Below are 24,395 nucleotides of genomic sequence, written 5' to 3'. Positions count from 1 at the left end.
ATATTAATGGACAAGGAAGGTCAGCTAAAAACGCCACGTCCTGTGGCAAACTGACACTCAGTCGTCCTAACTATCGCGGGATGGAGCAGCTCGGTAGCTCGTCGGGCTCATAACCCGAAGGTCGCAGGTTCAAATCCTGCTCCCGCAACCAAATATGGAGCTGTGGTGAAGTTGGAGTTCACGCCGGTCTGTCACACCGGAGGTCGCGGGTTCGAGTCCCGTCAGCTCCGCCATTTTTCTTAAAGAATGGCGAAGATCAATCATAAATGGCTCGGTAGCTCAGTCGGTAGAGCAGAGGACTGAAAATCCTCGTGTCGGCGGTTCGATTCCGTCCCGAGCCACCACTAATTAAATTTAACAGCGCCGGTATAGCTCAATTGGTAGAGCACCTGACTTGTAATCAGGGGGTTGTGGGTTCAAGTCCTATTGCCGGCACCACCATTGGGGTATAGCCAAGCGGTAAGGCAACGGACTTTGACTCCGTCATTCCTAGGTTCAAATCCTAGTACCCCAGCCATTTGCGAGCCATTAGCTCAGTTGGTAGAGCATCTGACTTTTAATCAGAGGGTCGAAGGTTCGAGTCCTTCATGGCTCACCAGTTTTTTGTTGAATAAACAAAGCTGCGTGATAGTAACAGTAATGCCTTTTCTGTTCTAAGTAAAATGCGGGTGTGGCGGAATGGCAGACGCACCAGATTTAGGTTCTGGCGGGCAACCGTGGGGGTTCAAGTCCCTTCACCCGCACCATACTATGACAGAAAGCTTTGCCCTCAGTACAAACCACATAAGATGTAACATGCGGACGTAGCTCAATTGGTAGAGCGTCGCCTTGCCAAGGCGAAGGTCGAGGGTTCGAGACCCTTCGTCCGCTCCATTTATTTGTGCCCTTAGCTCAGCTGGATAGAGCGTTTGACTACGAATCAAAAGGTCGGGAGTTCGAATCTCTCAGGGCACGCCATATTTCATATGAAACCGAAGAGTAGGAATAGATCCTACTCTTTTTTTTATAATGACTTGTGTATTTTTGCAAATTTTAAGCATTTTTCCCTTGTATCTCCTATTTGCATCCATTACTTTAGAATTACGCTGAAAGCATGGAGGAACAGCTGTTACAAACCTGCGGAAGAATATCATGGAACAGGAGTTGTATCAACATGAACCCTATCAAATTGGAACAAGTAAATCCTGCAATAGCCAGTTTAATCGATAATATAGAAAAAGTATTGATTGGTAAACGCTCTGTAATTGAGCTGATGGTAGCGGCTGTTCTAGCGAATGGTCACGTTTTGCTCGAAGATGTACCAGGCGTTGGGAAGACCATGATGGTACGTGCATTGTCCAAATCAATCAGCGGTGAGTTTAGACGAATTCAATTTACCCCAGATTTGTTGCCAACGGATGTGACAGGGGTTGCTATCTTTAATCAAAAAAGTCTGGAGTTTGAGTTCCGTCAAGGGCCGATTTTTGCAAATGTCATTCTTGCAGACGAAATTAACCGGACTTCGCCAAAAACACAATCCGCACTCTTGGAAGCAATGGAAGAGCGATCGGTAACAATCGATGGTGCTACGTATCGATTGGCAGAGCCGTTTTTTGTGATGGCTACACAAAACCCATTAGAGTATGAAGGGACCTTCCCATTACCTGAAGCTCAATTGGACCGATTTTTCATGCAATTAAGCTTGGGGTATCCAACAGTAGAGGAAGAAATGCGGATGTTGTCCAGATTCTCTACGGCGAATCCATTGGAAGAGCTTCAGCCGGTTATAACCACAGCGGAGCTTGCGGAACTTCAACGCCAGGTATCGACGATCAAGGTATCGGAAGGAATAAAAGAATACATCGTGCGTCTGTGTCATCGTACGCGTGAGCATCATCATATTTATCTAGGCGTGAGCCCGCGCGGTTCCCTTGCTCTTTTCCGGGCTGTTCAGGCGTTGGCCTTCGTTCGTGGACGTGACTATGTCATTCCAGATGACGTGAAGGAGCTAGTTCCAGTAGTGTTTGCACATCGTATGATTGTGAAACCAGAAGCAAGACTGGAAGGAGCAACCGTAGATCGGGTGTTGGCTATGATCTTGTCTGAGACCCGTGTCCCGGTAAGCTAAGGCGGTGATTGCAGATGAGAAAGCAAAGGTGGGGTAGGCTCAAGGCAATCGCATTAGTCCTGATCACTTATGTATTCGCAAAATTTCAAGGCGGCTTCTCAAGCTGGTTTCTTTTCTATAGTAGTTTGGTGTTTCTCCTGTATGAAATTGTCGCTTATGTACTCATGTTCACGAAGCTAGAAGTCGAACGTGAACTAGATCGCAATCGTCTACAGGATGGGGAAGATGTCATTGTAACGATACGTCTACGCCGAAGAATTTGGTTTCCGCTTGGATGGAATATGATTATGGAGCCATTGCCGGCGAGACTGGCTGGTGTGTATGAGCCGCATCGACAACTGATATTCCCGTGGTTCAAAAGGGAAGTCGAGTTTCGATATGTTATACCCAATGTACCACGGGGATACTATCGTCTCGATGAATGTGTAGTGAGCGGTGGGGATTTTTTCGGATTTTTTGAGCGCCGCAAAGTTTATTCGATTTCTCAGGAGTTTCTCGTTTATCCAAAATACAAAGAATTGACCCATTGGGCCCTGGGGGATGGGAGCTTTAGTGGGACTGTGCATGTTTCCCATCGACGGTCTGATGACGTAGCAGCAGTACGCGGCGTAAGAGATTATCATCGGGGCGATCGCTTGAGCCAAATTCATTGGCGAGCTTCTGCACGGGGGACGGGTCTAAAGACGAAGGAGTTTGAGCATCAGGCGATGAATCAGGCGGTCTTTTTCCTTGATGTAGAGAAGGCGAGCTACCAAGGGAAGCCTGTGCACTTGTTCGAAACAGCAGTGAAGCTAGCCGCGAGTCTGATCGCCTACGCCAATAGGAATCAATACCATTATGGGCTCGTGTACAAGCAAGCAGAACGCATATCGATACCACCAGGTCTGTCCCATGCCCATTTCCTCAGAGTTTTTGATCAATTAGCTCGTGTCGCGCCAGAAGGACAAGAGTTATTTGCAAGAATTGTGGGAAGAGAAGCATTGGAGCAGCCTCAAGGTGTTACTTTGATCATTATTACACCGCATGTAGAAAAAACGTTGATCAGTCGTTTGGTCACACTCGCTCAAAAAGGCAGACGCGTGCAGTTGTTTCTCATGCAGAGCGAGTTAACGATTTCGCAGGAACAAAAGCAAGCGTTGCAGCTGCTTGGCGCAAACAAAGTAACATGTACGTCTATTCACATGGATGATCAAGAGTGGAAACGGATAGGAGGTGCATAGACTCATGAGCGTTTGGAAGCGTCCAACGATTTGGGAATGGGTCTTGGCCCTTCTTCTGTTCCTGATGTTAAGAGAGTGGCTTATTCCTCTACAGACATTAACCGATACGGGCGTTCTGTGGCCGTTTTATGCGATTGTGGCTGGCGTCATTATTATTGACCTGTTGATCCCTTATCGGTGGCTAACCTTGCCGATCAAGGCTATAGGGCTAATGGTGCTTTTGCATGCTACTTTATTTGACAAACCGTTTTTTGACACGGAATGGATTGGTGCATTGTACAGGCAGATGATACACGATCTTCCGTTAGCGTTTCAACAGGATTGGGCCAGCATGTCGATCTTGTCGCGGAATACCATGTTTGATCTCGTTTTGGTGTTGTTAGCGACGATGTTAACGTATCTGGTGCTGGAACAACGGCAAGGCTTATGGTTTGTCTTTTTGACGGAACTGTATTTGGCGGTGTTGGATACGTTTCTCCCGTATGATGCCAGTGCAGGGGTTGTACGGACGCTGACCATTGGTTTCCTGATGCTGGCCATTAGCCATCTGATGAAGATGACGAACATGGCGACACTGACAGGGAAGAGAAGCCGCATCATGCTCAACTCGCTGCTGGCTTCGGTGATGGTCATTATGGCTTGTATAGGCATCGGTTATGCTGCACCGAAGACAGGACCGTCATGGCCTGATCCGATCGCCTTTTTAACAGGGAAAGGAAACGATACCCCTGTTGGTGTGATGAAAAAAGTAGGATACGACAACAACGATGAACGGTTGGGCGGTCCTTTCCTGCAAGATAACACATTAGTATTTATTGCAAAGACGAACGAACGCAGCTATTGGCGTGGTGACTCGAAGGACGTGTATACGGGAGTTGGCTGGGAAAAAGGCGATAGAGAGTACGAGTCAATCCTGGACCCGCAAACCTATACATGGGAAAATACGCTGTTCCAAGGGCTTGAAACGAAGAAGGTACAAGCGACATTAGAATTTAAGGGCCCGCAGCAATTCCCGACTGTCTTTTATCAAGGTCAGCTGAAAAAGGTGAGCAACTACGCTCCACCAGAGGCAACCGTTGTTTATGACAAAATGAATCAGCAATTGGAAGTACGGGCAGGAAAAATCAACTTGGTTCAGCTGAGTGAGAAAAACGGTCGGCCAGAGTACGGCCCTAATCCGCTTTTGCTCAAACTGAATCAATACAAGGTCGAGACAGAGGTACCGATTGTCAGTGAAAAGGCCGTGACAAATGCGGGGACGAACTATCCGGATGATATCAAAGAGCGCTATTTGCAAGTGCCAGCCTCGGTGCCTCCGCGAGTGAGAGAGCTTGCTGCAACGATTACCAAGGACGCGAAGACTCCTTATGACAAAGTGAGAGCGATCGAGAATTACTTGCGCTCAAGTGGAAAATATAAGTATGAAACGAAAGACGTTCCAGTCGCCGCAGAAGGTCAGGATTTTGTCGATCACTTCTTGTTTGACAGCCTTCGAGGGTACTGTGATCATTTCTCCACCTCGATGGCGGTTATGCTGCGTACTCTGGATATTCCGACACGTTGGGTCAAGGGCTTCGCACCTGGTGAACGAGTGGGAACGGATGCGTTTAACTACGAGACTGTAGAAGTGCGTAACAAGGATGCTCACTCGTGGGTAGAGGTATACTTCCCGGGGGTTGGTTGGGTTCCTTTTGAAGCGACGAGTACATTCATGTCACCTGTTCGTTTTAATTACGATCTGGTCACCTCAAAGCCGGAGATCCCTATCCCGTTGCCAAACATGGAGAATCAAACGGACATCGATCGTGGGAATGGACGTTTCAATGAGTTGGAAGAGGGCGACAGCCCAGCAGGCAGTTGGATTAAAATTCCATGGCAAGTAAACGCGGGCTTGGCAGTAGCCGCTGTCGTGGCAGGAATTATCGCCTGGCGTCGCAGACAAGACATCCAGCTATGGTGGATGCGCAGACAACTGAATCAAGAGCGAAGCAGTGAGTTCCCGGATCGGTACCATCTGCTAATGCGAATGATGGAGCGAGTCTACACGCGCAGACAGCCAGGAGAAACGTTGCGCGAGTACGTGGGCAGGATGACCCTGCCGGCAGACAAGCGACAAGACCTGCGCTATTTGACAGAGCTGTACGAACGTACCGTGTATGGCTACAAACAAATGGAACAAAAGGCAAGAACAATAGCAGAGCAAATACTCGAACGGTTAATCCGTCAATTGAAGCCTTGAACAATGCCGTTTCATCTGCTAGAATGACGATCAATGAGACTCGTATAATGATCAGGAATAGGGCCTGAAAGTTTCTACCGCTAGACCGTAAATTTGGCGACTACGAGGAGAGCACATCGGATTTTTGTACATGCAAACCGCACATGTGTACACAAGCTGGGACGTTGCCTCCGTATTGTTTATCGGAGATAGCAGTCCCGGCTTTTTTGCAAATATGCGACAACTTCGCATGGCATGCCGACACTTGCACGTCCTGTATGTTACAGGAGAAGGGGGATATGATGGACAAGTCAATGGAAATGGTCGTCGTACTCGATTTCGGAGGCCAGTACAATCAGTTGATCGCGCGCCGTGTACGCGATCTGGGTGTTTACAGTGAATTGATACCGTTCAATACACCTGTTGAAAAGATTAAAGAGATGAATCCAAAAGGGATTATTTTCTCTGGCGGACCTGCCAGCGTGTACGAAGAGGGAGCACCAACTGTAGACCCTGCAATTTTTGATCTGGGCTTGCCTGTATTGGGTATTTGCTACGGTATGCAGTTGATGAGCCATTTGACGGGCGGAAAAGTAGAACGCGCAGGTAAACGTGAGTACGGAAAAGCTGAATTGCGTATGCAGCAAAAACACAGCTTGTACGACAAGTGGGATGCGAACGAAATCGTGTGGATGAGCCACTCTGACAAAGTAGTGGAGCTCCCAACCGGATTTGTCATTGATGCGGTAAGCGACAGCTGCCCAGTAGCCGCGATCAGCAACCCTGAGCGTCAGTTGTATGGCGTACAGTTCCATCCGGAAGTAGTTCATACGGCAAAAGGTACTGAGTTCATCGGAAACTTCCTGTTCAACATTTGTGGATGTGAAGCGACTTGGAGCATGACGACGTTCATCGAGGACGAGCTGGTTCGCATTCGTGAAACAGTCGGCAACAAGCAAGTACTGTGTGCGTTGAGCGGTGGTGTGGATTCTTCCGTAGTAGCAGCACTGATTCACAAAGCGATTGGCGATCAATTGACGTGTATGTTCGTTGACCACGGTCTTCTTCGCCAAGGGGAAGCAGAAGGGGTAATGGAGACATTCTCTGAGAAATTCTCCATGAAAGTGATCAAGATCGATGCTCGCGAGCGTTTCATGAGCAAGCTCAAAGGTGTATCTGACCCAGAGCAAAAGCGCAAAATCATCGGTAACGAGTTCATTTACGTATTCGATGAAGAAGCTGCGAAGCTGACAGATATGGACTTCCTGGCACAAGGTACGCTGTACACCGATATCGTGGAGAGCGGGACAGCAACTGCACAAACGATCAAATCGCACCACAACGTAGGCGGTTTGCCAGAAGACATGAAGTTCACGTTGATTGAACCATTGAAAACATTGTTCAAAGACGAAGTACGCAAACTGGGTACAGAGCTGGGCTTGCCAGATGAGATTGTTTGGCGTCAGCCGTTCCCAGGACCAGGCCTCGGCATTCGTGTTTTGGGTGAAGTGACGGAAGAAAAACTGAAGATCGTTCGTGAATCCGATGCGATCTTGCGTGAGGAAATTGCCAAGGCAGGTCTTGATCGGGAAATCTGGCAGTACTTCACGGCTTTGCCAAACATGACGACCGTTGGTGTAATGGGAGATGTTCGTACGTATTCTTACACAGTAGGGATTCGTGCGGTAACGTCCATTGATGGTATGACTGCTGACTGGGCGCGCATTCCGTGGGATGTATTGGAGAAAATCTCTGTGCGTATCGTGAATGAAGTAGACAATGTAAACCGCATTGTGTATGATGTAACGTCCAAACCACCAGCAACAATTGAGTGGGAATAGGAGCAAAAAATGACTCTCTTTTATTTGCGTGATTGGCGAATAAAAGAGAGTTTTTTTATGCAAAAATTATCTCGTTCCATACATCATAAGAAGCTCTCCATTTTCTTTTGCCAGAGCAATATAAATGACCCCGCCTAGCCATCCCGGAGGAAGAGTTCCTTCGATAATCCAAGCTTCTGCAATAGGGTTGAAGCTGATAGCGAAGGGAGTTTCCTCCAAAAACTGAGAATAGTGCTCCGCTAAATAGGAGAAGATTACCCTGGCAACTGCATGTTCATCTGTAAGCTCACCAAAAGCAAATTCATCTCCAAACCGATTTTGCTTGCGAAGAGTGTCGCGATCTGCGAAATAGAGTTCAAACCGCCCCAATAAATTCTCATCATACAAATCACGTTCTACCAGGCCATATTCGATGACCTTTTCCTTTTGGTGAACGTTGTGCTTGCTCTTTTTCTTATCGTCGATCCGTATGGTAATTCGATTGACTCGAAGCCGGTCACGTTCTCGTTCCTGCTCCGCTATTATTTGCTCCCAAGCATCCATAAAGCTCATTTTGGATCTCCTCCATCTAATTATGAAGTATAACACAGGCTTTCTTAGAAAATATCCGGATATTAAGCTCTTTCCAAAAATGAACGTTCGTATTTTCGTTGACATTCCCTATGTCACCTGATACACTTCTCAATGTGAGCAGGTAATATAGGAAGGTTCGTATATTCTTGAGAATATGGCTCAAGAGTTTCTACATGGTCGCCGTTAACGACCTGGCTACGAACAAAATGTCATCGGGATCTGATTTTGTTATTATATTTGGAATTATTCCCGGAGTGTTTTGTTTGATGGCCAGGCGCATGATAAGAGCGTCTGGGCCTTTTTTTTGTGAAAAACGTCTCGACGTTTTTCGTTTACGGTCGGCAAAAAACAGATAGACTGTTTTTTCAACAAGATTAGTATGGGGGGACTTATAGGTGCGGAAGTATTTCGAGTTTGACAAGCTAGGCACCAATTACCGTCGCGAAATCATCGCGGGTATCACTACTTTTTTGGCAATGGCATATATCTTGGCTGTCAATCCATTCATTCTCAGTGGGGCTGATCTGCCGCCAGATTTGAAAGCAAACTATCCTGAATTTGGGGCTGTCTTTACCGCAACGGCGTTGGCTGCTGCTCTCGGTACACTGTTAATGGGTATTCTCGGACGTTTGCCGATCGGTCAAGCTCCGGGGATGGGATTGAACGCATTTTTCACTTATACCGTCGTTCTGACGATGCAAATTCCTTGGCAACAGGCTTTGGCTGGCGTATTCCTCTCTTGTACGATCTTTTTGATCCTGTCTCTGACAGGGGTTCGTGAAGCGATCATCAAAGCGATTCCACAAAGCTTGAAATACGCAGTTTCGGCAGGGATTGGTCTTTTTATCGCGTTTATCGGTTTGAAAAACGCGGGTATTATCGTCGCAAATGATGCGACCTTCGTAGCACTGGGGCATCTGACCTTCTATCACGAGGGCATGAAGCCGGAAGCAATTTTGGCAGCGAAAAATGCATTGCTTGCTGTGTTTGGTCTGATCGTGACGGTCATTCTGCTTTCTCGCAAAGTCAATGCAGGTATCTTTATCGGAATGTTGATTACGGCGATTACCGGGATGTTTTTCGGACTGGTGAATCTGCCTGAGCAAGTCGTTTCTGCACCACCGAGCCTTGCTCCTACATTCGGTGCTGCGTTCCAATATCTCGGTGATCCATCTGCATTGTTCACCGTGAATATGCTGATTGTTGTTTTGACGTTTTTGTTTGTAGACTTTTTCGATGCGACGGGTACGCTCTTGGGTGTAGCCAACCAAGCGGGATTGCTTCGCGAAGACGGCAATTTGCCACGTCCAGGAAAAGCACTCGCTTCCGATGCGATTGCAGGTATGGCAGGTGCGGTACTCGGAACTTCTACCACTACGGCTTATGTTGAATCGACAGCAGGGGTAGCGGCAGGCGGACGCTCCGGATTTACGGCAGTTGTGACAGGGATCATGTTCCTTCTGGCGTTGTTCTTCTCGCCGATTCTCGCAATTGTGACACCAGCGGTTACAGCACCAGCGCTCATTATCGTCGGTGTTCTGATGGCTTCTCACATTGCAAAAGTGGCTTGGGATGACCTGGATGAAGCGTTCCCTGCATTCCTGACGATTTTGTTGATGCCATTGACTTACAGTATTGCAACAGGGATCGCGACAGGCTTCATCGTTTATCCGGTGATGAAGGTAATGAAAGGCAAGGCTCGCGAAGTACATCCGGCGATGTATGTGCTGTTCTTCGTCTTCCTGGCGTACTTCATCTGGTTGCGCGAATAGGATTTTTTGGGAATCAAGCTCTTCGTCCGCTGGACGGGGAGCTTTTTTTGCGCTATGATAGGAAAAATCTTTTTTCACGGAAGGATGGACCGATTCCCATGACAGGTCTCAACATGTTCCTTCAACAGCATCACCACACGTAGAGCGTTTGTATCTTCGGAAATTTTTCCGCAGGTGCAAGCGCTTCTTGTGCTTCGTGCCTGCGGTGGTGTATTTAGGAAGCCATGCGGGCAGGAAGTTGCCTTGCATGGCTTTTTTGGTTTTCTCTATCTGAAAAAAGAAAGGGTGTTATTCATGGAAAACGAAGTATTAAAAACGGTAAAAGGCACCAAAGATTTCATGCCGCAGGAGCAAATGCAACGAAACTGGATTCGACGGACGCTCGAAGCAGTATTCGAGACATACGGCTGCAAACCGTTGGAGACGCCTATGCTACAGCACTACGAATTGCTAGCATCCAAGTACGGTGGCGGGGATGAAATCTTGAAGGAAGTGTATCGCTTGAGCGATCAAGGAGATAGAGAGCTTGGGCTACGCTATGATTTGACCGTACCGCTGACGAAGGTGGTGGGCATGAATCCTGAGATGCGGATGCCGTTCAAGCGGTATGAGATCGGAAAAGTATTTCGGGACGGTCCAGTAAAAACCGGGCGCTTGCGCGAATTCATTCAATGCGATGTCGATATCGTGGGAACGACATCGGTGCTGGCTGAAGCAGAATTGCTCAGTATGGCATTTGAGGCATTCAAGCGGCTGGGGCTCGACGTGTACATTGAGGTCAACAACCGCAAGCTGTTATCTGGGGTACTTCAGGAGCTGGGAGTCACCGTAGAGCGGGCCGGGGATGTCATGCTGTCGCTGGATAAGCTCGAGAAAATCGGCGTGGACGGAGTGCGTGATGATTTGCGGGAGCGAAACGTCGAGGAGTCACTCGTTTTGGCGATTACATCTTTCCTGCACGAAGGTGTGATTACCCTGGATCTGTTGGCAGAGCGTTTTTCAGCCCCGCTTGTTCAGGAAGGGATTCGGGAGCTGCGCGATATGCTTGCCTATATAAAAGGAGCGGGTGTGGGTGGGGAGCTTCGTTTCTCGCCATTTTTAGCAAGAGGCTTAGGGATCTACACAGGGATTGTGTATGAGATCTTTTTGCAGGATGGAAGTATTACGTCCAGTATCGGCAGTGGGGGACGTTACGATCAGATTATCGGTCGGCTTTTGGATGATGGAAGAGAGTATCCCGCTGTAGGGATTTCGTTTGGCTTGGATGTCATTCTTGCAGCGTTGGCAAATCGCAATACGGAGGAGCAGAGAGCTGCCGATGTATTCGTCATTCCCCTCGGGACAGAAGCATCCAGTCTCGGCTTGGCCAATCGATTGCGCGAGAGCGGCATCAGAGTCGAGCTGGAGCTGACTGGTAGACGGCTGAAAAAAGCACTCGATTATGCAAACAAAGAAGGCTTTGCTTTTGCCTTGATCTATGGGGAAAACGAAGTGAACAGTGGGCAGGTCGTCGTCCGAGATATGCGAGAGGGAACGGAACAGCCGGTTCCTTTGGAGTTGGTTGAAAAGTGGCTGTCCGACAAGCTATCAGGGTAAAGCGGAAAGATAGTCTTTTTCTTCCATTTTTTGTACAGTAGAGAAAAGGGGGAGATGGCGTGAAGAAATGGGTCTCAATGGCCGGTTGTAGCTTATTGTTTTTGACGTGGATGTTGCCTGTAAATGCTGAGGAGGGTACTGCGCTTATGCGTAAACCACTCTATCAGGCTGATATGCGAATTGATCCTATCAAGAAAGAAGTAGCAGGAACCGTAACGATTACCTTTTGGCCAAAAGACCCTACTCGTGCCTATCTCCATCTTTACCCGAACGTATTTACAGAAGAGCATCAAGGCATGCTATGGGAGGAACTTTTAGGCAATGCCCCAATGCCTGGCTCATACACTAATAAAAAGCTCCTGGTCGATGGAGTAGCGGTTGTCGGTAAAAAGACGAACGACCTGAACATCCTCGAAGTGCCTCTAGAAGGACAGACGGGCCCACGAAAGATTGTGTTGGAGTTCGAGATGACTCTTCCGCGAAACGACGGCAGGATGTCGTACGATGACCAATCGATCTGGCTGGGGAACTGGCTTCCGGTTCTTGCGGTGTACGACAAAGAAGGATGGCATCTCGATTCGTACGAGCCTGTCGGTGATCCATTTTACAGTGAGAGCGCAGATTATGAAGTGAGCGTGACGCTGCCAAAAGACTATCAATTGGCGAGCACGGCGCCAGACAGGGCTGCGAAGCAGGTATCTGCTCGTGAGGGAGAAAAGACAATACAGCTCGGTGCAGAAAACGTGAGGGATTTTGCCCTGGTCGTTATGGATGCCTCCTATCAGCGAAGGGAAACGAAAGTGGGAGAAACAGCCGTCCGAACATGGTGGCGGAAAACAGATGATCCGGCAAGTGCTGAGCAGATTCATGAAGCAGCAGTGAAGTCTCTCGCCTATTTTCATGATCAATTGGGTGCCTATCCATATCCCGAATACGATGTGGTAAGGACTGGTGGCGCGATTAATGGAATGGAGTACCCAGCATTGGTCTTTCTCGATGGGCGTCATTTCTTTTCCGGGGAAGAAACAGGTATCGTCACGGTTGTCCATGAGACGGCACATCAGTGGTTTTACGGCTTGCTCGGAAATAATCAGGTAAAGGAAGCGTGGCTGGATGAGGGATTCACGGAGTACGTGACGCTCTCGTACTTATCTCGGCAAGACCCGCTGTTGGGAGCAGAACGGGTGCGCAGACGGCTGGAGCAGGGCACCTCTGTTCAGTATTACGTGGCAGAGGAACTGCGTCCTTGGCAAGCGCTGTCAGCATTCCCAGATAATCAGAGTTATAGCGATCTCGTCTATTCCCGACCGTCCTCGATGCTGTGGCTATTGCAGGGAGCGTGGGGGGAAGAAAGGGTACATGACGTTTTGAAGCAGTTTGTTGAGAAGTACCGTTATCAGGTTGTGACCGGAAAGGATTGGGAAGCCTTTCTATCTGAGATGGCAGGAGAAGATGCGAGTGCTTTCTTGGATTATTGGTTGAAAGTAGACATGTCCCAGCAGGAACAGGCAGCAGCTTGGCTGGAGCGCCAACGTCTCAAGCATCAGAAGAAGTAATCGAAGGCAGGGGATTACGATGTGGCGGAAGCATTGGGTGGTCATCGTGGCAGTAGGAGTCGTTTTGACTGTATTCTTGACCATCCGTCCTTGGACAGGGCAGGCAGGCTTAGATGCTCAGGAGATTGTGCCGATTGGTCAAAGGCAGGCTGCAGTCACTTACAAGGCCGACGTACAAATCGATATGAACAAGCACGTGGTGAAAGGCATGCTGACGGCTCGCTTTGTCCCACAAGATGACCAAGCTTTTTTTCATTTATATCCCAATGCTTTTTCTGCGAATGCTGCTCTCAGTGGAGAGAACTGGGAGGTTGTGCTGGGCAAACAGCGTGAGCCCGGTGGTATCAAGATAAGCGAAGTACGGGTAAACGGAAAAAGTGTCGGCGTACAGTATGCAGGAAAGACCAAAACGCTTTTACAAGTGCCCCTTCCTGCAAGAACAACGTCTGCTGAGACGGTAGTGGAGATGAATTTTCAGCTCGAGGTTCCTTATAACAACGGGCGAATGTCTTACCATGATCATGCGATGTGGCTGGGCAACTGGCTCCCAATCCTGGCGGTAAAGGATGCAGGAGGCTGGCGGCTCGATCCTTATTCTGCGATTGGCGATCCTTTTTACTCGGATGTGGCGAATTATCATTTGCGTGTGCAATTATCAGAGGGGTACCAGCTTGCTACGAGTGGATTGGAGAGCGTGGCTGTCATCACCGAGACGAGACCCCAACGGCTAAAAATCTATGAGGTGGACGCCTGGAACGTTCGGGATTTTGCCCTTGTCGTTATGGACGAAACGTACCAGCCCATATCTGGCAAGGTCGGAGAAACCATCGTACGTACGTGGGTGCAGAAAAGTGATGACCCGCAAAACGTAGAACGAATACATGAGACTGCCAGGGAGTCACTCGATTATTACGGAAAACAGTTCGGGGTGTATCCGTATAAGGAATATGATGTTGTCAAAACAGGCGGCTTCTTTGGCGGGATGGAGTACCCGAGCCTCGTTTTTATTGCCCAGGAGTATTTTGAGCGGAGCGATGGCATGGGGGAAGCGGTCGTAGCGCACGAAACGGCACATCAGTGGTTTTACGGGTTGGTCGGAAACGACGAGGTGCGAGAGGCTTGGCTGGATGAGGGGCTGACGGATTATGCGACGATGGTATTTTTACAGCAAAAGTCCCCCGCACGTTCACAAGCGTATATTCAGATGCGCCTAGGCCAAGCACGTGCAGCGGAAGGATATGCGAATCAAGGAGTCACAGCGAAGTCGTCCGTGGAGGCTTTTCCAGACTGGAGGAGCTATAATGACCTCGTCTACGGGCGAGCGGGTGCCATGTGGTGGAACTTGAAAGAAGAATGGGGGGTCGAACGACTGCATCAGGTGTTGCGTCAATATGTACGGGATCATCAATACAAGCAGGCGAATGGGGAGCAAATTACAGCGCTATTGACTGCAACTGCGGGGGCGGATGCCAGTCCCTATTTGGATTATTGGCTTCGGGTTGAGCTAGAGAAAGCCAAAGCGGCAAACAATTGGGTAGAAAAAGGCAAACACGAATAATTTTTGATCTTTCATTTTTAAATGTTCGGAAACGAGGTTGACAGGCAAACTTTCTCCCTGCTACACTGAATACGTTGAGTGAAAACGAGTTCGAATAGCCCAGGCGATGAGAGCGGCGCGAAAAGCCGTTAGTCGGTTGGGTTTTCTTCTGATGTTACAAAACGTAGGGGGCGAATGGTTCATGCTACAGCCTTTGGTAGGAGTCATTATGGGTAGTACGTCAGACTGGGAAACAATGAAGGAAGCTTGCGCAATCTTGGACGAATTGCAGGTACCGTACGAAAAGAAGGTCGTGTCTGCACACAGAACGCCAGACTTGATGTTTACGTATGCCGAGACCGCGAAAAGCCGCGGTTTGGAAGTCATTATTGCGGGTGCTGGCGGGGCAGCTCATTTGCCAGGAATGGTAGCGGCCAAGACAGAGTTGCCTGTTATTGGTGTCCCGGTGAAATCATCCAACTTGAATGGTCTCGACTCGCTTTTGTCGATTGTGCAAATGCCAGGTGGCGTGCCTGTAGCGACAGTTGCGATCGGAAAAGCTGGAGCCATCAATGCAGGGCTATTGGCTGCGCAAATTTTGGGGATCAAATATCCAGACGTACAAGAGCGGTTCGTGCAAAGACGTGATGATGTACGCAATAAGGTGCTGGAGGCTAGTGAACTCGAATGACAACCAAAGACCGTAAGCAAATCAAACCAGGATCGACCCTAGGAATACTCGGTGGAGGACAGCTTGGACGGATGATTGCTCTTGCGGGACGAGCTATGGGCTACCGTTTTGTCACAATGGACCCGACAGCAGACGCACCATGCGGCCAAACGGCAGATCGGCAAATTGTTGCCAGCTACGATGATGTAGAAGCAGCGATGCAGCTTGCCTCGGTCAGTGATGTCATCTCTTATGAATTTGAAAATGTGGATGCGCAGGTCGCTGAAGTGTTAGAGAGCCGCGCTTACGTACCGCAGGGAAGCCGCCTTTTGCGTATCACCCAAAACCGGATTCGGGAAAAGACCGCCATTCGCGAGATCGGCATCCCTGTTGCTCCGTTTTGTGTCGTGAATAGCCTGGAGGATTTGCAGGACGCCGTGCGTGAACTGGGACTGCCTGCTGTTATGAAGACGGCAACTGGCGGGTATGACGGTAAAGGACAATGGGTATTGAGAAGCGAGGCTGAGCTGGCGGAGGCGTATGAAACGTTGTCCAAAGCAGGTACAGAGCTGATCGTGGAACAATTTGTACCATTCCAAATGGAGCTGTCTGTTATTGCTGCACGCAATCCTGCGGGAGAACTGGCTGTTTTTCCTGTGTCAGAAAATATTCATCAGGAAAACATCCTGCACCTGAGCATCGTACCCGCTCGTATTTCGGCTGAAGTAGCAGCCCGTGCGGAAGAAATTGCTCGCACGATTGTAGAAAAGCTGGATGTGATCGGACTCATTGCCGTTGAGCTGTTTTTGACCGAAGATGGTCAGTTGTATGTGAATGAATTGGCACCTCGACCGCATAACTCTGGGCATTTTACCATGGATGCTTGTGTCACCTCGCAGTTTGAGCAGCATGTTCGGGCGGTTTGTAATCTGCCTTTGGGATCTACAGAGTTGCTCTCGAGCGTTGTGATGGTTAATATTTTGGGAGAGCATCTACAGCCTGTGATCGATCAGATCGACAAGCTGCCGCACACTGCCAAGCTCCATTTGTACGGAAAAGCAGAGAGCAAGGCCAAGCGAAAAATGGGGCATATCAATGTGCTCGCCCCTACTGTAGAAGAAGCGCTCACCCTGATTGATGAGCTGAAAATCTGGACGAATACATCGGAGGTATTATCATGATCGAACGTTACTCCCGACCGGAAATGCGCGCCATTTGGACGGAAGAAAACAAATTCAAAGCGTGGCTGGAAGTAGAAATTCTCGCGTGTGAAGCATGGTCCAAGCTGGGCGTCATTCCTGAGGAAGACGTGAAAAAGCTATGGGAAAAAGCTACTTTTGACATGAACAGAATCTATGAGATCGAAGAAGAGACACGCCATGATGTGGTGGCGTTTACCCGTGCGGTATCGGAAACCTTGGGCGAAGAAAAGAAGTGGGTGCATTACGGACTAACTTCTACAGATGTGGTGGATACTGCGCTGTCTTACCTGCTGCGTCAGGCGAACGAGATTTTGGAGAAGGATATCGAAGACTTCATCGAGATTTTGGCAGACAAAGCTCGTGAGCACAAGGATACGGTTTGCATGGGCAGAACGCATGGTGTGCATGCGGAGCCTACGACTTTTGGCTTGAAGCTGGCCCTGTGGCATGAAGAAATGAAGCGCAACCTGGCGCGTTTTCAGGCTGCGAAAAAAGAAGTGGCGTACGGTAAAATCTCTGGCGCAGTAGGAACATACGCAAACATCGATCCGTTCGTGGAAGCATACGTGTGCGAGAAGCTGGGACTGTCGGCAGCGCCTATCTCGACCCAAACCTTACAGCGTGATCGCCACGCCGAGTACATGGCAACATTGGCATTGATCGCAACATCTTTGGAGAAATTTGCGACAGAAATTCGTGGTCTGCAAAAGAGTGAAATGCGCGAGGTGGAAGAAGCCTTTGCCAAAGGACAAAAAGGTTCTTCTGCAATGCCGCACAAGCGCAACCCAATCGGCAGCGAAAACATTTGCGGTCTGGCTCGTGTTATCCGCGGTCACATGCTTACGTCTTATGAAAATGTTTCCCTCTGGCATGAGCGGGATATTTCGCACTCCTCTGCGGAACGCGTGATTTTGCCAGATGCGACGCAAGCGTTGAACTATATGCTGCGCCGTTTCATGAACATCGTGAAAAACTTGACGGTATTCCCTGAGAACATGAAGCGCAATATGGACCGTACCTTTGGATTGATCTACTCGCAGCAAGTGATGCTCAAGCTGATCGAAAAAGGCATGAGCCGCGAGCAAGCCTATGATACAGTACAGCCTCGTGCGATGCAGGCTTGGGAAGAGCAACGTTCCTTCCGTGCGATCGTCGAGGAGGATGCAACGGTCAGCTCTACACTGTCCAAGGAAGAGCTGGATGAGTGCTTTGATTACCGTTACCACCTGAAGCATGTGGATACGATTTTCCAACGTCTCGGATTGATTTAAATGCAAGCGCCCTCGAATTATTTCGGGGGCGTTTCTTTTTATATAGTAGCCTCGGTGGGGGAGAAGCGCAGCTTTTTGTAAAAAGCTTGACAGTGAATTCAAGACTACCTTCAATTGTCAATGAGTGGTCAAGCGGCTACTATTATTGGAAACTCATACTGATAGAAGGAGGACTAATATGAATCCACTACTGCTCTCTTTTCCGGAACACTTTGAAACTCAGCGATTATTGATTAGAGCACCGCAATGGGGGGATGGTCAATTTGTAAATGAAGCCATACGTGAGAGTGTAAATGAGATGCGCCCCTGGCTTCCGTTTGTAAAAAACCTCCCATCTATTGACGATTCGGAAGCCTACGTGCGTAAGGCCAGGCTCAATTTTCTAGAGCGCACAGACTTAGTGCTACATATATTCGAAAAGAATACAGGGCAGTTTGTGGGCAGTAGTGGGCTCCATCGCTTTGATTGGTATGTACGCAAATTTGAAATTGGATATTGGCTACGCACATCGCGTACTGGTGAGGGTCTAATGACAGAGGCAGTAAAAGGTGTCGTTGCCTTTACCATTTCAGAGTTGGAAGCTAACCGCCTTGAAATTCGCTGTGATACTCGGAATAACGCAAGTATAGCTGTAGCTAAGAAGGCAGGTTTTACGTTGGAGGGTACTTTACGCAATGTGAACCGACATGACTCAGGAGAACTGACTGATACCCATATCTTTTCATTAGCAAAAGGTTATGAATATCATTGATAACTGAGTTAACGGATGTGAAAGTATCAGTCTAATCCCCCCACCAAAAACGGTTTTGAAGACAACTTAAAAAATTCCTTAAGAAATTTTTTAAGATTTCTTTTGAAAGTTGTAACCGAAATGAAACCTCTTCCGTACCTACTTGTGCGAGCTTACAACGAGCCCATAAGTACCTTACAAAAGTGTAAGCTTCCTGAAATATAACTCGATGGTTCCTGCTTCGTTTCGACCGTACAATGAAATCAATTCATACGGATCACGAAACGGGAGATCGATTATGACAACAGCAATCATGTATCCAAAATTAAGTCACCAACAAATTTACGAAGATTACTCTGCTAAAATATATCGCTATTTCCGCTACCGGGTAAAAAACGTCTGGGATGTGGAAGACCTGACAACGACTGTGTTTATCAAGGTGTACTCCAAGCTTGAGCAGTACGATGGCCGCCATCCTTTTGGCGCCTGGATTTTCCGAATTGCGCACAATGCTTTGATTGACTATATGCGCAAGAAGCGGGAGAGTCCGGTAGATCAGGACACATTTAGCAATATGGTCGCAACAGATAAGCTGCCGGAGGAGTGCCTTCTGAATCAGGAGACAACCGAGGGCTTGTGGGATAAGGTGCACACGCTGACAAAGGATCAGCGCAATGTGATTGCCCTGCGCTATCTCGGAGATTTGCGAATGAATGAGATCGCGGAAATTTTGGGTAAGACAGAGGCTTCGGTGAAAATCCTGCACTTCCGTGGGATTAAGAAGCTACAGCAATTGATGGAGAATCAAGCATAAAGGGGGGACATCAGTCCTGCCCTTTTTTCTATTGAGGAGCTGTAGTGGAGAGAAGAATATTTCCATGCTAGGCTCCGGGCTCCGTCCTGCTGGGGGATGAGACTGTCCGCTTCGAAGGAATTCGCGGGGAAACACAAAAGTGGTAGCCGCTTCGTAGCACGGGCACGGTTGCGTTTCTTTTGCCCGCGAATCCCATCTCCGCTCAGTAGGACTCCACAAGTCACTACGCCTGGAAATATTCTTCTCTGGCGTTACTGATGGCATTCTTCAATCTATTAAGGCATTTAAATCGGATCACACGGAAAGCTCGTAGAGGAAACAGGAGAAATAAGCGAAGATCTTAGGGACACCGACCGAGACGCAATGCAAAAAGCGAAACACGCCTTTAAGCGTCCACCTCTGACACACATCCTGAGAGGACAACTTTGGACGCGGTTTCGCTTTTTGCATGGAGTCGGGCAGAGGGTCCCCCAGGGGGTGTCCCTAGAATCTGAGCGTTTTCTCCTGTTTCCTCCCCTCCACTACAGCAACGTACTAGCCGTTTTTTGAGTAGACATCTAAGTGCGAGAAACGCTAAAGGCTTGGCGTAGTCTAGTTTTCTAATGGTATAGTAAAGAATAAAATGGAGGAGACTCAAGACGAGAGGAGTATGAGTGATGTCCACAATTATGATTGTAGAAGACGACCCGAAAATCAACCGGCTGCTGCAAGAACAACTGGAAAAATACGGATTTCAAACAGTCAATGTTGAACATTTCGATAGAGTCATGGAGGTATTTACCCAAGGTCGTCCTGATCTGGTTCTGTTGGATGTGAATCTACCGAAATTTGATGGATTTTATTGGTGCCGGCAAATGCGCCAAGAGTCCAACTGCCCGATCCTGTTCATCTCAGCACGAGAAAGTAAAATGGACCAGGTGATGGCCTTGGAAAATGGGGCTGATGACTATATCACAAAGCCGTTTGACTACGATGTGGTCTTGGCCAAAATCCGCAGTCAGCTACGCCGTGCTTACGGACAATATGCTCCGCAAGAAGGGGAGCGTACAGTTGAGGTAGCGGGGCTCAAGCTGTTTTTGGAGCGAATGGAGCTGTCCATGTACGATACCAAAATCGAGCTGAGCAAAAAGGAAGCGTTACTGCTCGAAGCCTTGATGAATCAACATCCACGTGTCGTCAGCCGTGAGCGATTGCTAGAAAAGCTGTGGGATGAACAGTTTGTCGATGAAAACACGCTGAATGTCTACATCACACGCGTGCGCGGCAAGCTAAAGGACTTGGGCTTAGAGGGAGCTGTCGAGACAGTTCGCGGTTCTGGATATCGCCTACGTGCGACTTGGGAGGAAGGGCAATGAAGCTGTTCCTTCGAGATCAATGGCCATTCGCAGCGTTTTTTCTCGTCCAATTGATCTTATTGATTATGATTTTTGCGATGGATGGGTACTGGAATGAATCATTGATGATCTACGTCATGTTTTTATCTGTTTTTTTCGCGGGGGCTTTTCTCGCCATCCGTTATTTGTCTCACCGCGCAATCTATCAGCGACTGAGCAAGCCGGTAGAGTCATTAGAGGAGCTGACCCAGACATACGGGAATTCACCGTTGTGCCGCGCGATGGATGACATCAGTCAGGAGCAATACCGACTCTACAAAGAACAGCTTCATGCCTACGAAAACAAGCAACGGGACCATACGACGTTTATTCAGCAGTGGGTTCATCAGATGAAGACGCCGATTTCGGTTATTCATCTGTTGCTGCAAAATGAAGACGATCCAACAGCCGAAAGCGTCCGTGAAGAAGTGGACCGGATCAAGCGTGGACTGGAAACCGTTTTGTACATAGCTCGCCTCGACCGTTTTGAACAGGACTTCCTGATTGAGCCCGTAACGCTGCGTTCTTTGGTGCAGAATGTGTTGGCTGAAAACAAGCGGCTGTTTATTCGCAACCAAGTGTATCCTGAGGTAAAAGTGGATGAAAGTTGGCGAGTGGAATCGGACGATAAGTGGCTTGCTTTTGTACTCAACCAATTGTTGACGAATGCCGTTCGTTATTCAGCAGGGAAAAGCAACAAGGTCACCATTCGTGCGTATGAACGCGGAGCACATGCCATACTGGAAGTGCAGGATTATGGAATCGGGATCCCTAGCGAAGATATTCGTCGCGTGTTCAAGCCGTATTTTACAGGAGAAAACGGGCGCAAATACCCTGAATCCACCGGGATGGGGCTGTACTTGGTGAAAGAAATTTGCGGGCGGCTCCATCATGGGGTGGAAATGGAATCAGAAGTGGGCGAGGGGACAACCGTACGTATTGTCTTGTCTGCCGTCGTCCCAACCTTACAAGAAAGTAAGATAGCTGAAAGTTAATTCGATAGTTGCACTATGCGCACTTTCGTATAGTTGAAGAGGTAGTTCAAAAAGTCGTCTTTTGATCACGAAGTAATTAGGAAAGCTGATACGACATCGAAAGAGGTGTTCACCTTTAAAGTCCGGTGCTCATGTAGATTCCTACACTCTGCTCCTCCTTTTGCAGGTTCTCTCCTCTTTCTCGGTGCTGAAAAGACGAATTTGAAAGTGCAAGAAAGGGGAATGGCGCATGGAAATGCTTGCTGTAAATAGCTTAAGTAAAATATACGGGGGCAAGGTAACCTACCGCGCGCTGACCGATATCGATTTTTCGATTCGCAAGGGCGAATTCGTCGGTATTATGGGCCCCTCAGGCAGTGGCAAGACTACGCTATTAAACATGATCTCCACCATTGATACACCAACCTCTGGTGCGGTTCTTTTGAACGGTACGAATCCGCATCATTTAAAAAAAGATAAACTGGCTCTGTTTCGTCGCCGTGAGCTCGGCTTTGTGTTTCAAGATTTCAATCTCTTGGACACGTTGACGATTGGGGAAAACATCGTGTTGCCACTTACTTTGGACAATGAGAAAGTATCGGTCATGGAAGAAAAGCTGCAAAGTGTTGCAGAGAAGCTAGGGATTCAGGACATTTTGGAAAAGCGGACCTTCGAGGTGTCTGGGGGACAACGCCAACGGACGGCAATTGCCAGGGCGATCATTCATTCCCCATCGCTTTTGCTCGCTGACGAGCCGACAGGAAATCTTGATTCCAAGTCTTCACGCAATGTGATGGAGACACTGGAAGCGATCAATAAGAGGGACAATACCACCATGATGATGGTGACGCATGATGCTTTGGCGGCCAGCTATTGCCATCGGGTGATTTTTATTAAAGACGGACAGCTCCATAACGAGATGTATCGTGGTGAAAGTCGACAGGTATTCTTCCAGAAAATTATTGACTCATTGTCGTTTTTGGGAGGGAACACCTATGACCTTTCGACAATTCGCGTGTAATAACGTTGTACGAAATAAACGGATGTACGCTGCGTTTTTCATGAGTAGCGTTTTTTCTGTCTTAATCTTTTTCGTTTATGCGATGTTCATTTTTCATCCGGAAATTATCGGACAGGAGATCCATGAATCCGTAGCCACTGGGATGATGGCGGCTGAGTACGTCATTTTTCTGTTCTCCTTCTTTTTTCTCTTTTACTGTGTTGGCGCTTTCCTGAAAAAGCGGGAGAAGGAGTTCGGCATCCTTTTTATCCAGGGCATGACACCGTTACAGCGGAATACGCTGATATTTATGGAAAACATGCTGATTGGGATTGTCTCGATTGCCATCGGGATTGGGCTTGGGTTGGTTCTCGCCAAGCTGTTTTTCCAATTCGCGGGATTTTTGCTGGATGTAAAAGCACTCGGGTTTTACTTCCCGTGGAAAGCGATCGGTTTGACAGTGGTGGCGTTTCTCATCTTGTATGCAGCCATTTCACTGTTTACCGTCCTCGTGCTGCGAAGCCGTAGTCTGTTGGATCTGTTGCAAGGAAGTGGTCGGCCTAAGCGTGAGCCGAGGGCATCGTTAGTGCTGTCTCTGGTCGCAGTAGCTTTGTTGGGAATGAGCTATGCCTTAGCCCTCACGGCTGATGGCGTGAATGTGCTCGTGCTGATGCTTCCGGTCATTGCGCTGACGACTGTAGGAACGTATCTGTTGTTTACTCAGTTAAGCGTCATCTTCATCGATTTTCTGAAGAAGCGTCGCGTTTTCTATTGGAAAGGTACGAATCTCCTGACGCTCTCTGATCTGGCCTATCGGATGAAGGATAACGCTCGGATGTTCTTTTTGGTCAGCATCGTCTCTACCGTTGCTTTTTGTGCGATTGGCACGCTGGCAGCTTTGGCTGGATCGATTCAGATCACGGTGATGAAAACACATCCGTTTGCGTTTGAATACCAGTCCAAACAAAGCGATGCGGAGAGAGCGCAGCATCTGGCGTTAATCGAAACGAGCTTGCAGCAAAGTGGCTTTTCCTTCGAAAAATATCAAGTGGCAATGCGAGTTTTGCCAGATATGGTTCAGGAGGAAAGGGTCGGAGTAGTCAAGCTGTCTGACTACAACCGGCTGGCGGTAGCATCCAATTCGACTGTACTCGAAATGACGAATAAAGAGGCCTTCGTACTGCTCAATTGGATTGGTGATTCGGTAGCGAGCAAAACGCTGCAAGTGGGGAAGGCACAGCTCGCAGTCAAAACGGATACGAATATGACTCCATTGATCAGAGGGATTGAATTTGAGCGATTGGTTGTCGTACCGAATCAGGTGTATGACCAGCTTCCGAAAATGAAGGAAGAAAAGCGCTTTGTTTACGAGGTGCCAAGATGGAAGGAAACGCAGGATCTTAGTCTCAAGCTTCAGGAAGATATTCCTCATTTCGAAGAAAATTATTCGTTTTCAGCTCGTGCGCCCTACTACCACACCATGAAACAAATGGCGAATATGGGACTCTTTATCGGATTGTTTGTGGGCGTGTTGTTCTTTGTAGCCGCAGCAAGCTTTCTCTATTTCCGTCTGTACACGGATCTGGAATACGACAAGCGGCATTATGGAGCGCTTTCCAAGATTGGACTCACGGATGCGGAATTGACGCGGATCGTCACGACCCAGGTTGCCCTGTTGTTCTTCGTGCCGATTGTGGTAGCCATTATTCACAGCATGGTGGCGTTCGTTTCCCTGCAAAGCTTGTTGAAGCTAATTCTTGTCGCGTCTGTGGTCAAACCGACCGCGATTGTCCTATGCAGCTTCGTTGTTGTTCAAGGTGTGTATTTCTGGATCATTCGAAACCGTTACTTGTTCCATTTAAAGCAATCAATGAACCGCTAATGACTTTTCCATCATGTCCAGATGCGCATGGACATAGGATAAAAGGAGACGGATGCGAG

At 48.3% G+C, this 24,395-nt stretch carries 18 protein-coding genes, 9 tRNA genes and 2 riboswitches; of the genes, 26 read left to right on the top strand and 1 reads right to left on the bottom strand.

Features of this window, described 5'->3' with window-relative positions; genetic code table 11:
- The first annotated feature begins 74 nt into the window (after window positions 1-74).
- From HP568_RS21805 to guaA, 13 genes are all read left to right on the top strand, one after another.
- Window positions 75-151, top strand: a tRNA-Met gene (locus tag HP568_RS21805).
- Between the two features lie 5 nt (window positions 152-156).
- A tRNA-Asp gene (locus HP568_RS21800) sits at window positions 157-233 on the top strand.
- A 35-nt stretch (window positions 234-268) separates the two neighbouring features.
- Window positions 269-344, top strand: a tRNA-Phe gene (locus HP568_RS21795).
- A gap of 18 nt (window positions 345-362) precedes the next feature.
- A tRNA-Thr gene (locus HP568_RS21790) sits at window positions 363-438 on the top strand.
- 4 nt (window positions 439-442) lie between these two features.
- Window positions 443-517, top strand: a tRNA-Gln gene (locus HP568_RS21785).
- 5 nt (window positions 518-522) lie between these two features.
- A tRNA-Lys gene (locus tag HP568_RS21780) sits at window positions 523-598 on the top strand.
- A gap of 66 nt (window positions 599-664) precedes the next feature.
- A tRNA-Leu gene (locus HP568_RS21775) sits at window positions 665-746 on the top strand.
- Window positions 747-797: 51 nt separating this feature from the next.
- A tRNA-Gly gene (locus tag HP568_RS21770) sits at window positions 798-873 on the top strand.
- A 7-nt stretch (window positions 874-880) separates the two neighbouring features.
- Window positions 881-957, top strand: a tRNA-Arg gene (locus HP568_RS21765).
- A gap of 196 nt (window positions 958-1,153) precedes the next feature.
- Window positions 1,154-2,107, top strand: coding sequence for an AAA family ATPase (locus HP568_RS21760; RefSeq protein WP_048030955.1), 954 nt, complete (start codon window positions 1,154-1,156; stop codon window positions 2,105-2,107).
- A 14-nt stretch (window positions 2,108-2,121) separates the two neighbouring features.
- Window positions 2,122-3,327: a DUF58 domain-containing protein gene (locus HP568_RS21755; protein ID WP_048030957.1), complete on the top strand. Its 1,206-nt coding sequence runs from the start codon at window positions 2,122-2,124 to the stop codon at window positions 3,325-3,327.
- Between the two features lie 4 nt (window positions 3,328-3,331).
- Window positions 3,332-5,566: a transglutaminase TgpA family protein gene (locus HP568_RS21750; RefSeq protein WP_048030959.1), complete on the top strand. Its 2,235-nt coding sequence runs from the start codon at window positions 3,332-3,334 to the stop codon at window positions 5,564-5,566.
- Window positions 5,567-5,586: 20 nt separating this feature from the next.
- Window positions 5,587-5,689, top strand: a riboswitch (purine riboswitch).
- Between the two features lie 158 nt (window positions 5,690-5,847).
- Entirely contained in the window at window positions 5,848-7,386 is a 1,539-nt protein-coding gene (guaA, locus tag HP568_RS21745; protein WP_048035672.1) for a glutamine-hydrolyzing GMP synthase, read from the top strand.
- 66 nt (window positions 7,387-7,452) lie between these two features.
- Here the strand turns inward: guaA and HP568_RS21740 are convergent, their stop codons facing one another.
- The gene (locus HP568_RS21740) at window positions 7,453-7,938 is read right to left on the bottom strand and encodes an NTF2 fold immunity protein (protein ID WP_173630205.1); all 486 of its coding nucleotides are present in this window, start codon (window positions 7,936-7,938) and stop codon (window positions 7,453-7,455) included.
- Window positions 7,939-8,075: 137 nt separating this feature from the next.
- A riboswitch (purine riboswitch) is annotated at window positions 8,076-8,177 on the top strand.
- Between the two features lie 177 nt (window positions 8,178-8,354).
- On the opposite strand from HP568_RS21740, the gene HP568_RS21735 reads away from it, so the two are divergent.
- From HP568_RS21735 to HP568_RS21675, 13 genes are all read left to right on the top strand, one after another.
- A complete protein-coding gene (locus HP568_RS21735; RefSeq protein WP_048030963.1) occupies window positions 8,355-9,731 on the top strand; it encodes an NCS2 family permease in 1,377 nt (458 codons plus the stop codon).
- Window positions 9,732-10,025: 294 nt separating this feature from the next.
- The gene (locus HP568_RS21730; RefSeq protein ID WP_173630204.1) at window positions 10,026-11,327 is read left to right on the top strand and encodes a histidine--tRNA ligase; all 1,302 of its coding nucleotides are present in this window, start codon (window positions 10,026-10,028) and stop codon (window positions 11,325-11,327) included.
- Between the two features lie 59 nt (window positions 11,328-11,386).
- On the top strand, window positions 11,387-12,883 hold the full coding sequence (locus HP568_RS21725) for a M1 family metallopeptidase (RefSeq protein WP_173630203.1): 1,497 nt from the start codon (window positions 11,387-11,389) through the stop codon (window positions 12,881-12,883).
- 19 nt (window positions 12,884-12,902) lie between these two features.
- Entirely contained in the window at window positions 12,903-14,441 is a 1,539-nt protein-coding gene (locus HP568_RS21720; protein WP_173630202.1) for a M1 family metallopeptidase, read from the top strand.
- Window positions 14,442-14,622: 181 nt separating this feature from the next.
- Window positions 14,623-15,111, top strand: coding sequence for a 5-(carboxyamino)imidazole ribonucleotide mutase (purE, locus tag HP568_RS21715; RefSeq protein ID WP_012684280.1), 489 nt, complete (start codon window positions 14,623-14,625; stop codon window positions 15,109-15,111).
- Entirely contained in the window at window positions 15,108-16,271 is a 1,164-nt protein-coding gene (purK, locus tag HP568_RS21710; RefSeq protein ID WP_173630201.1) for a 5-(carboxyamino)imidazole ribonucleotide synthase, read from the top strand. The genes purE and purK overlap by 4 nt, the downstream gene beginning before the upstream one ends.
- Window positions 16,268-17,563: an adenylosuccinate lyase gene (gene purB / locus HP568_RS21705; protein WP_048030972.1), complete on the top strand. Its 1,296-nt coding sequence runs from the start codon at window positions 16,268-16,270 to the stop codon at window positions 17,561-17,563. Before purK ends, purB begins: the two co-directional genes overlap by 4 nt.
- Before the next feature lie 178 nt (window positions 17,564-17,741).
- Entirely contained in the window at window positions 17,742-18,314 is a 573-nt protein-coding gene (locus tag HP568_RS21700; protein ID WP_048030974.1) for a GNAT family N-acetyltransferase, read from the top strand.
- A 277-nt stretch (window positions 18,315-18,591) separates the two neighbouring features.
- A complete protein-coding gene (locus HP568_RS21695; protein WP_056494538.1) occupies window positions 18,592-19,107 on the top strand; it encodes a sigma-70 family RNA polymerase sigma factor in 516 nt (171 codons plus the stop codon).
- Window positions 19,108-19,763: 656 nt separating this feature from the next.
- Window positions 19,764-20,462 (top strand): response regulator transcription factor, encoded by a 699-nt coding sequence (locus HP568_RS21690; protein ID WP_173630200.1) that lies wholly within the window; start codon window positions 19,764-19,766, stop codon window positions 20,460-20,462.
- Window positions 20,459-21,475 carry a sensor histidine kinase gene (locus tag HP568_RS21685; RefSeq protein WP_048030979.1) on the top strand — a complete coding sequence of 339 codons (1,017 nt, stop codon included), beginning with the start codon at window positions 20,459-20,461 and terminating at the stop codon, window positions 21,473-21,475. Before HP568_RS21690 ends, HP568_RS21685 begins: the two co-directional genes overlap by 4 nt.
- 229 nt (window positions 21,476-21,704) lie before the next feature.
- Entirely contained in the window at window positions 21,705-22,475 is a 771-nt protein-coding gene (locus HP568_RS21680) for an ABC transporter ATP-binding protein (RefSeq protein ID WP_007729857.1), read from the top strand.
- Window positions 22,450-24,336, top strand: a complete 1,887-nt coding sequence (locus tag HP568_RS21675) for an ABC transporter permease (RefSeq protein WP_048030983.1) — start codon at window positions 22,450-22,452, stop codon at window positions 24,334-24,336. Before HP568_RS21680 ends, HP568_RS21675 begins: the two co-directional genes overlap by 26 nt.
- The last annotated feature ends 59 nt before the right edge of the window (window positions 24,337-24,395 follow it).

It is taken from the genome of Brevibacillus sp. MS2.2 (assembly GCF_013284345.1).
GTDB classification, from domain to species: domain Bacteria; phylum Bacillota; class Bacilli; order Brevibacillales; family Brevibacillaceae; genus Brevibacillus; species Brevibacillus brevis_C.
The sequence above is the reverse complement of the archived record's forward strand: the minus strand, read 5'-3'. Positions and strand labels throughout refer to the sequence as shown.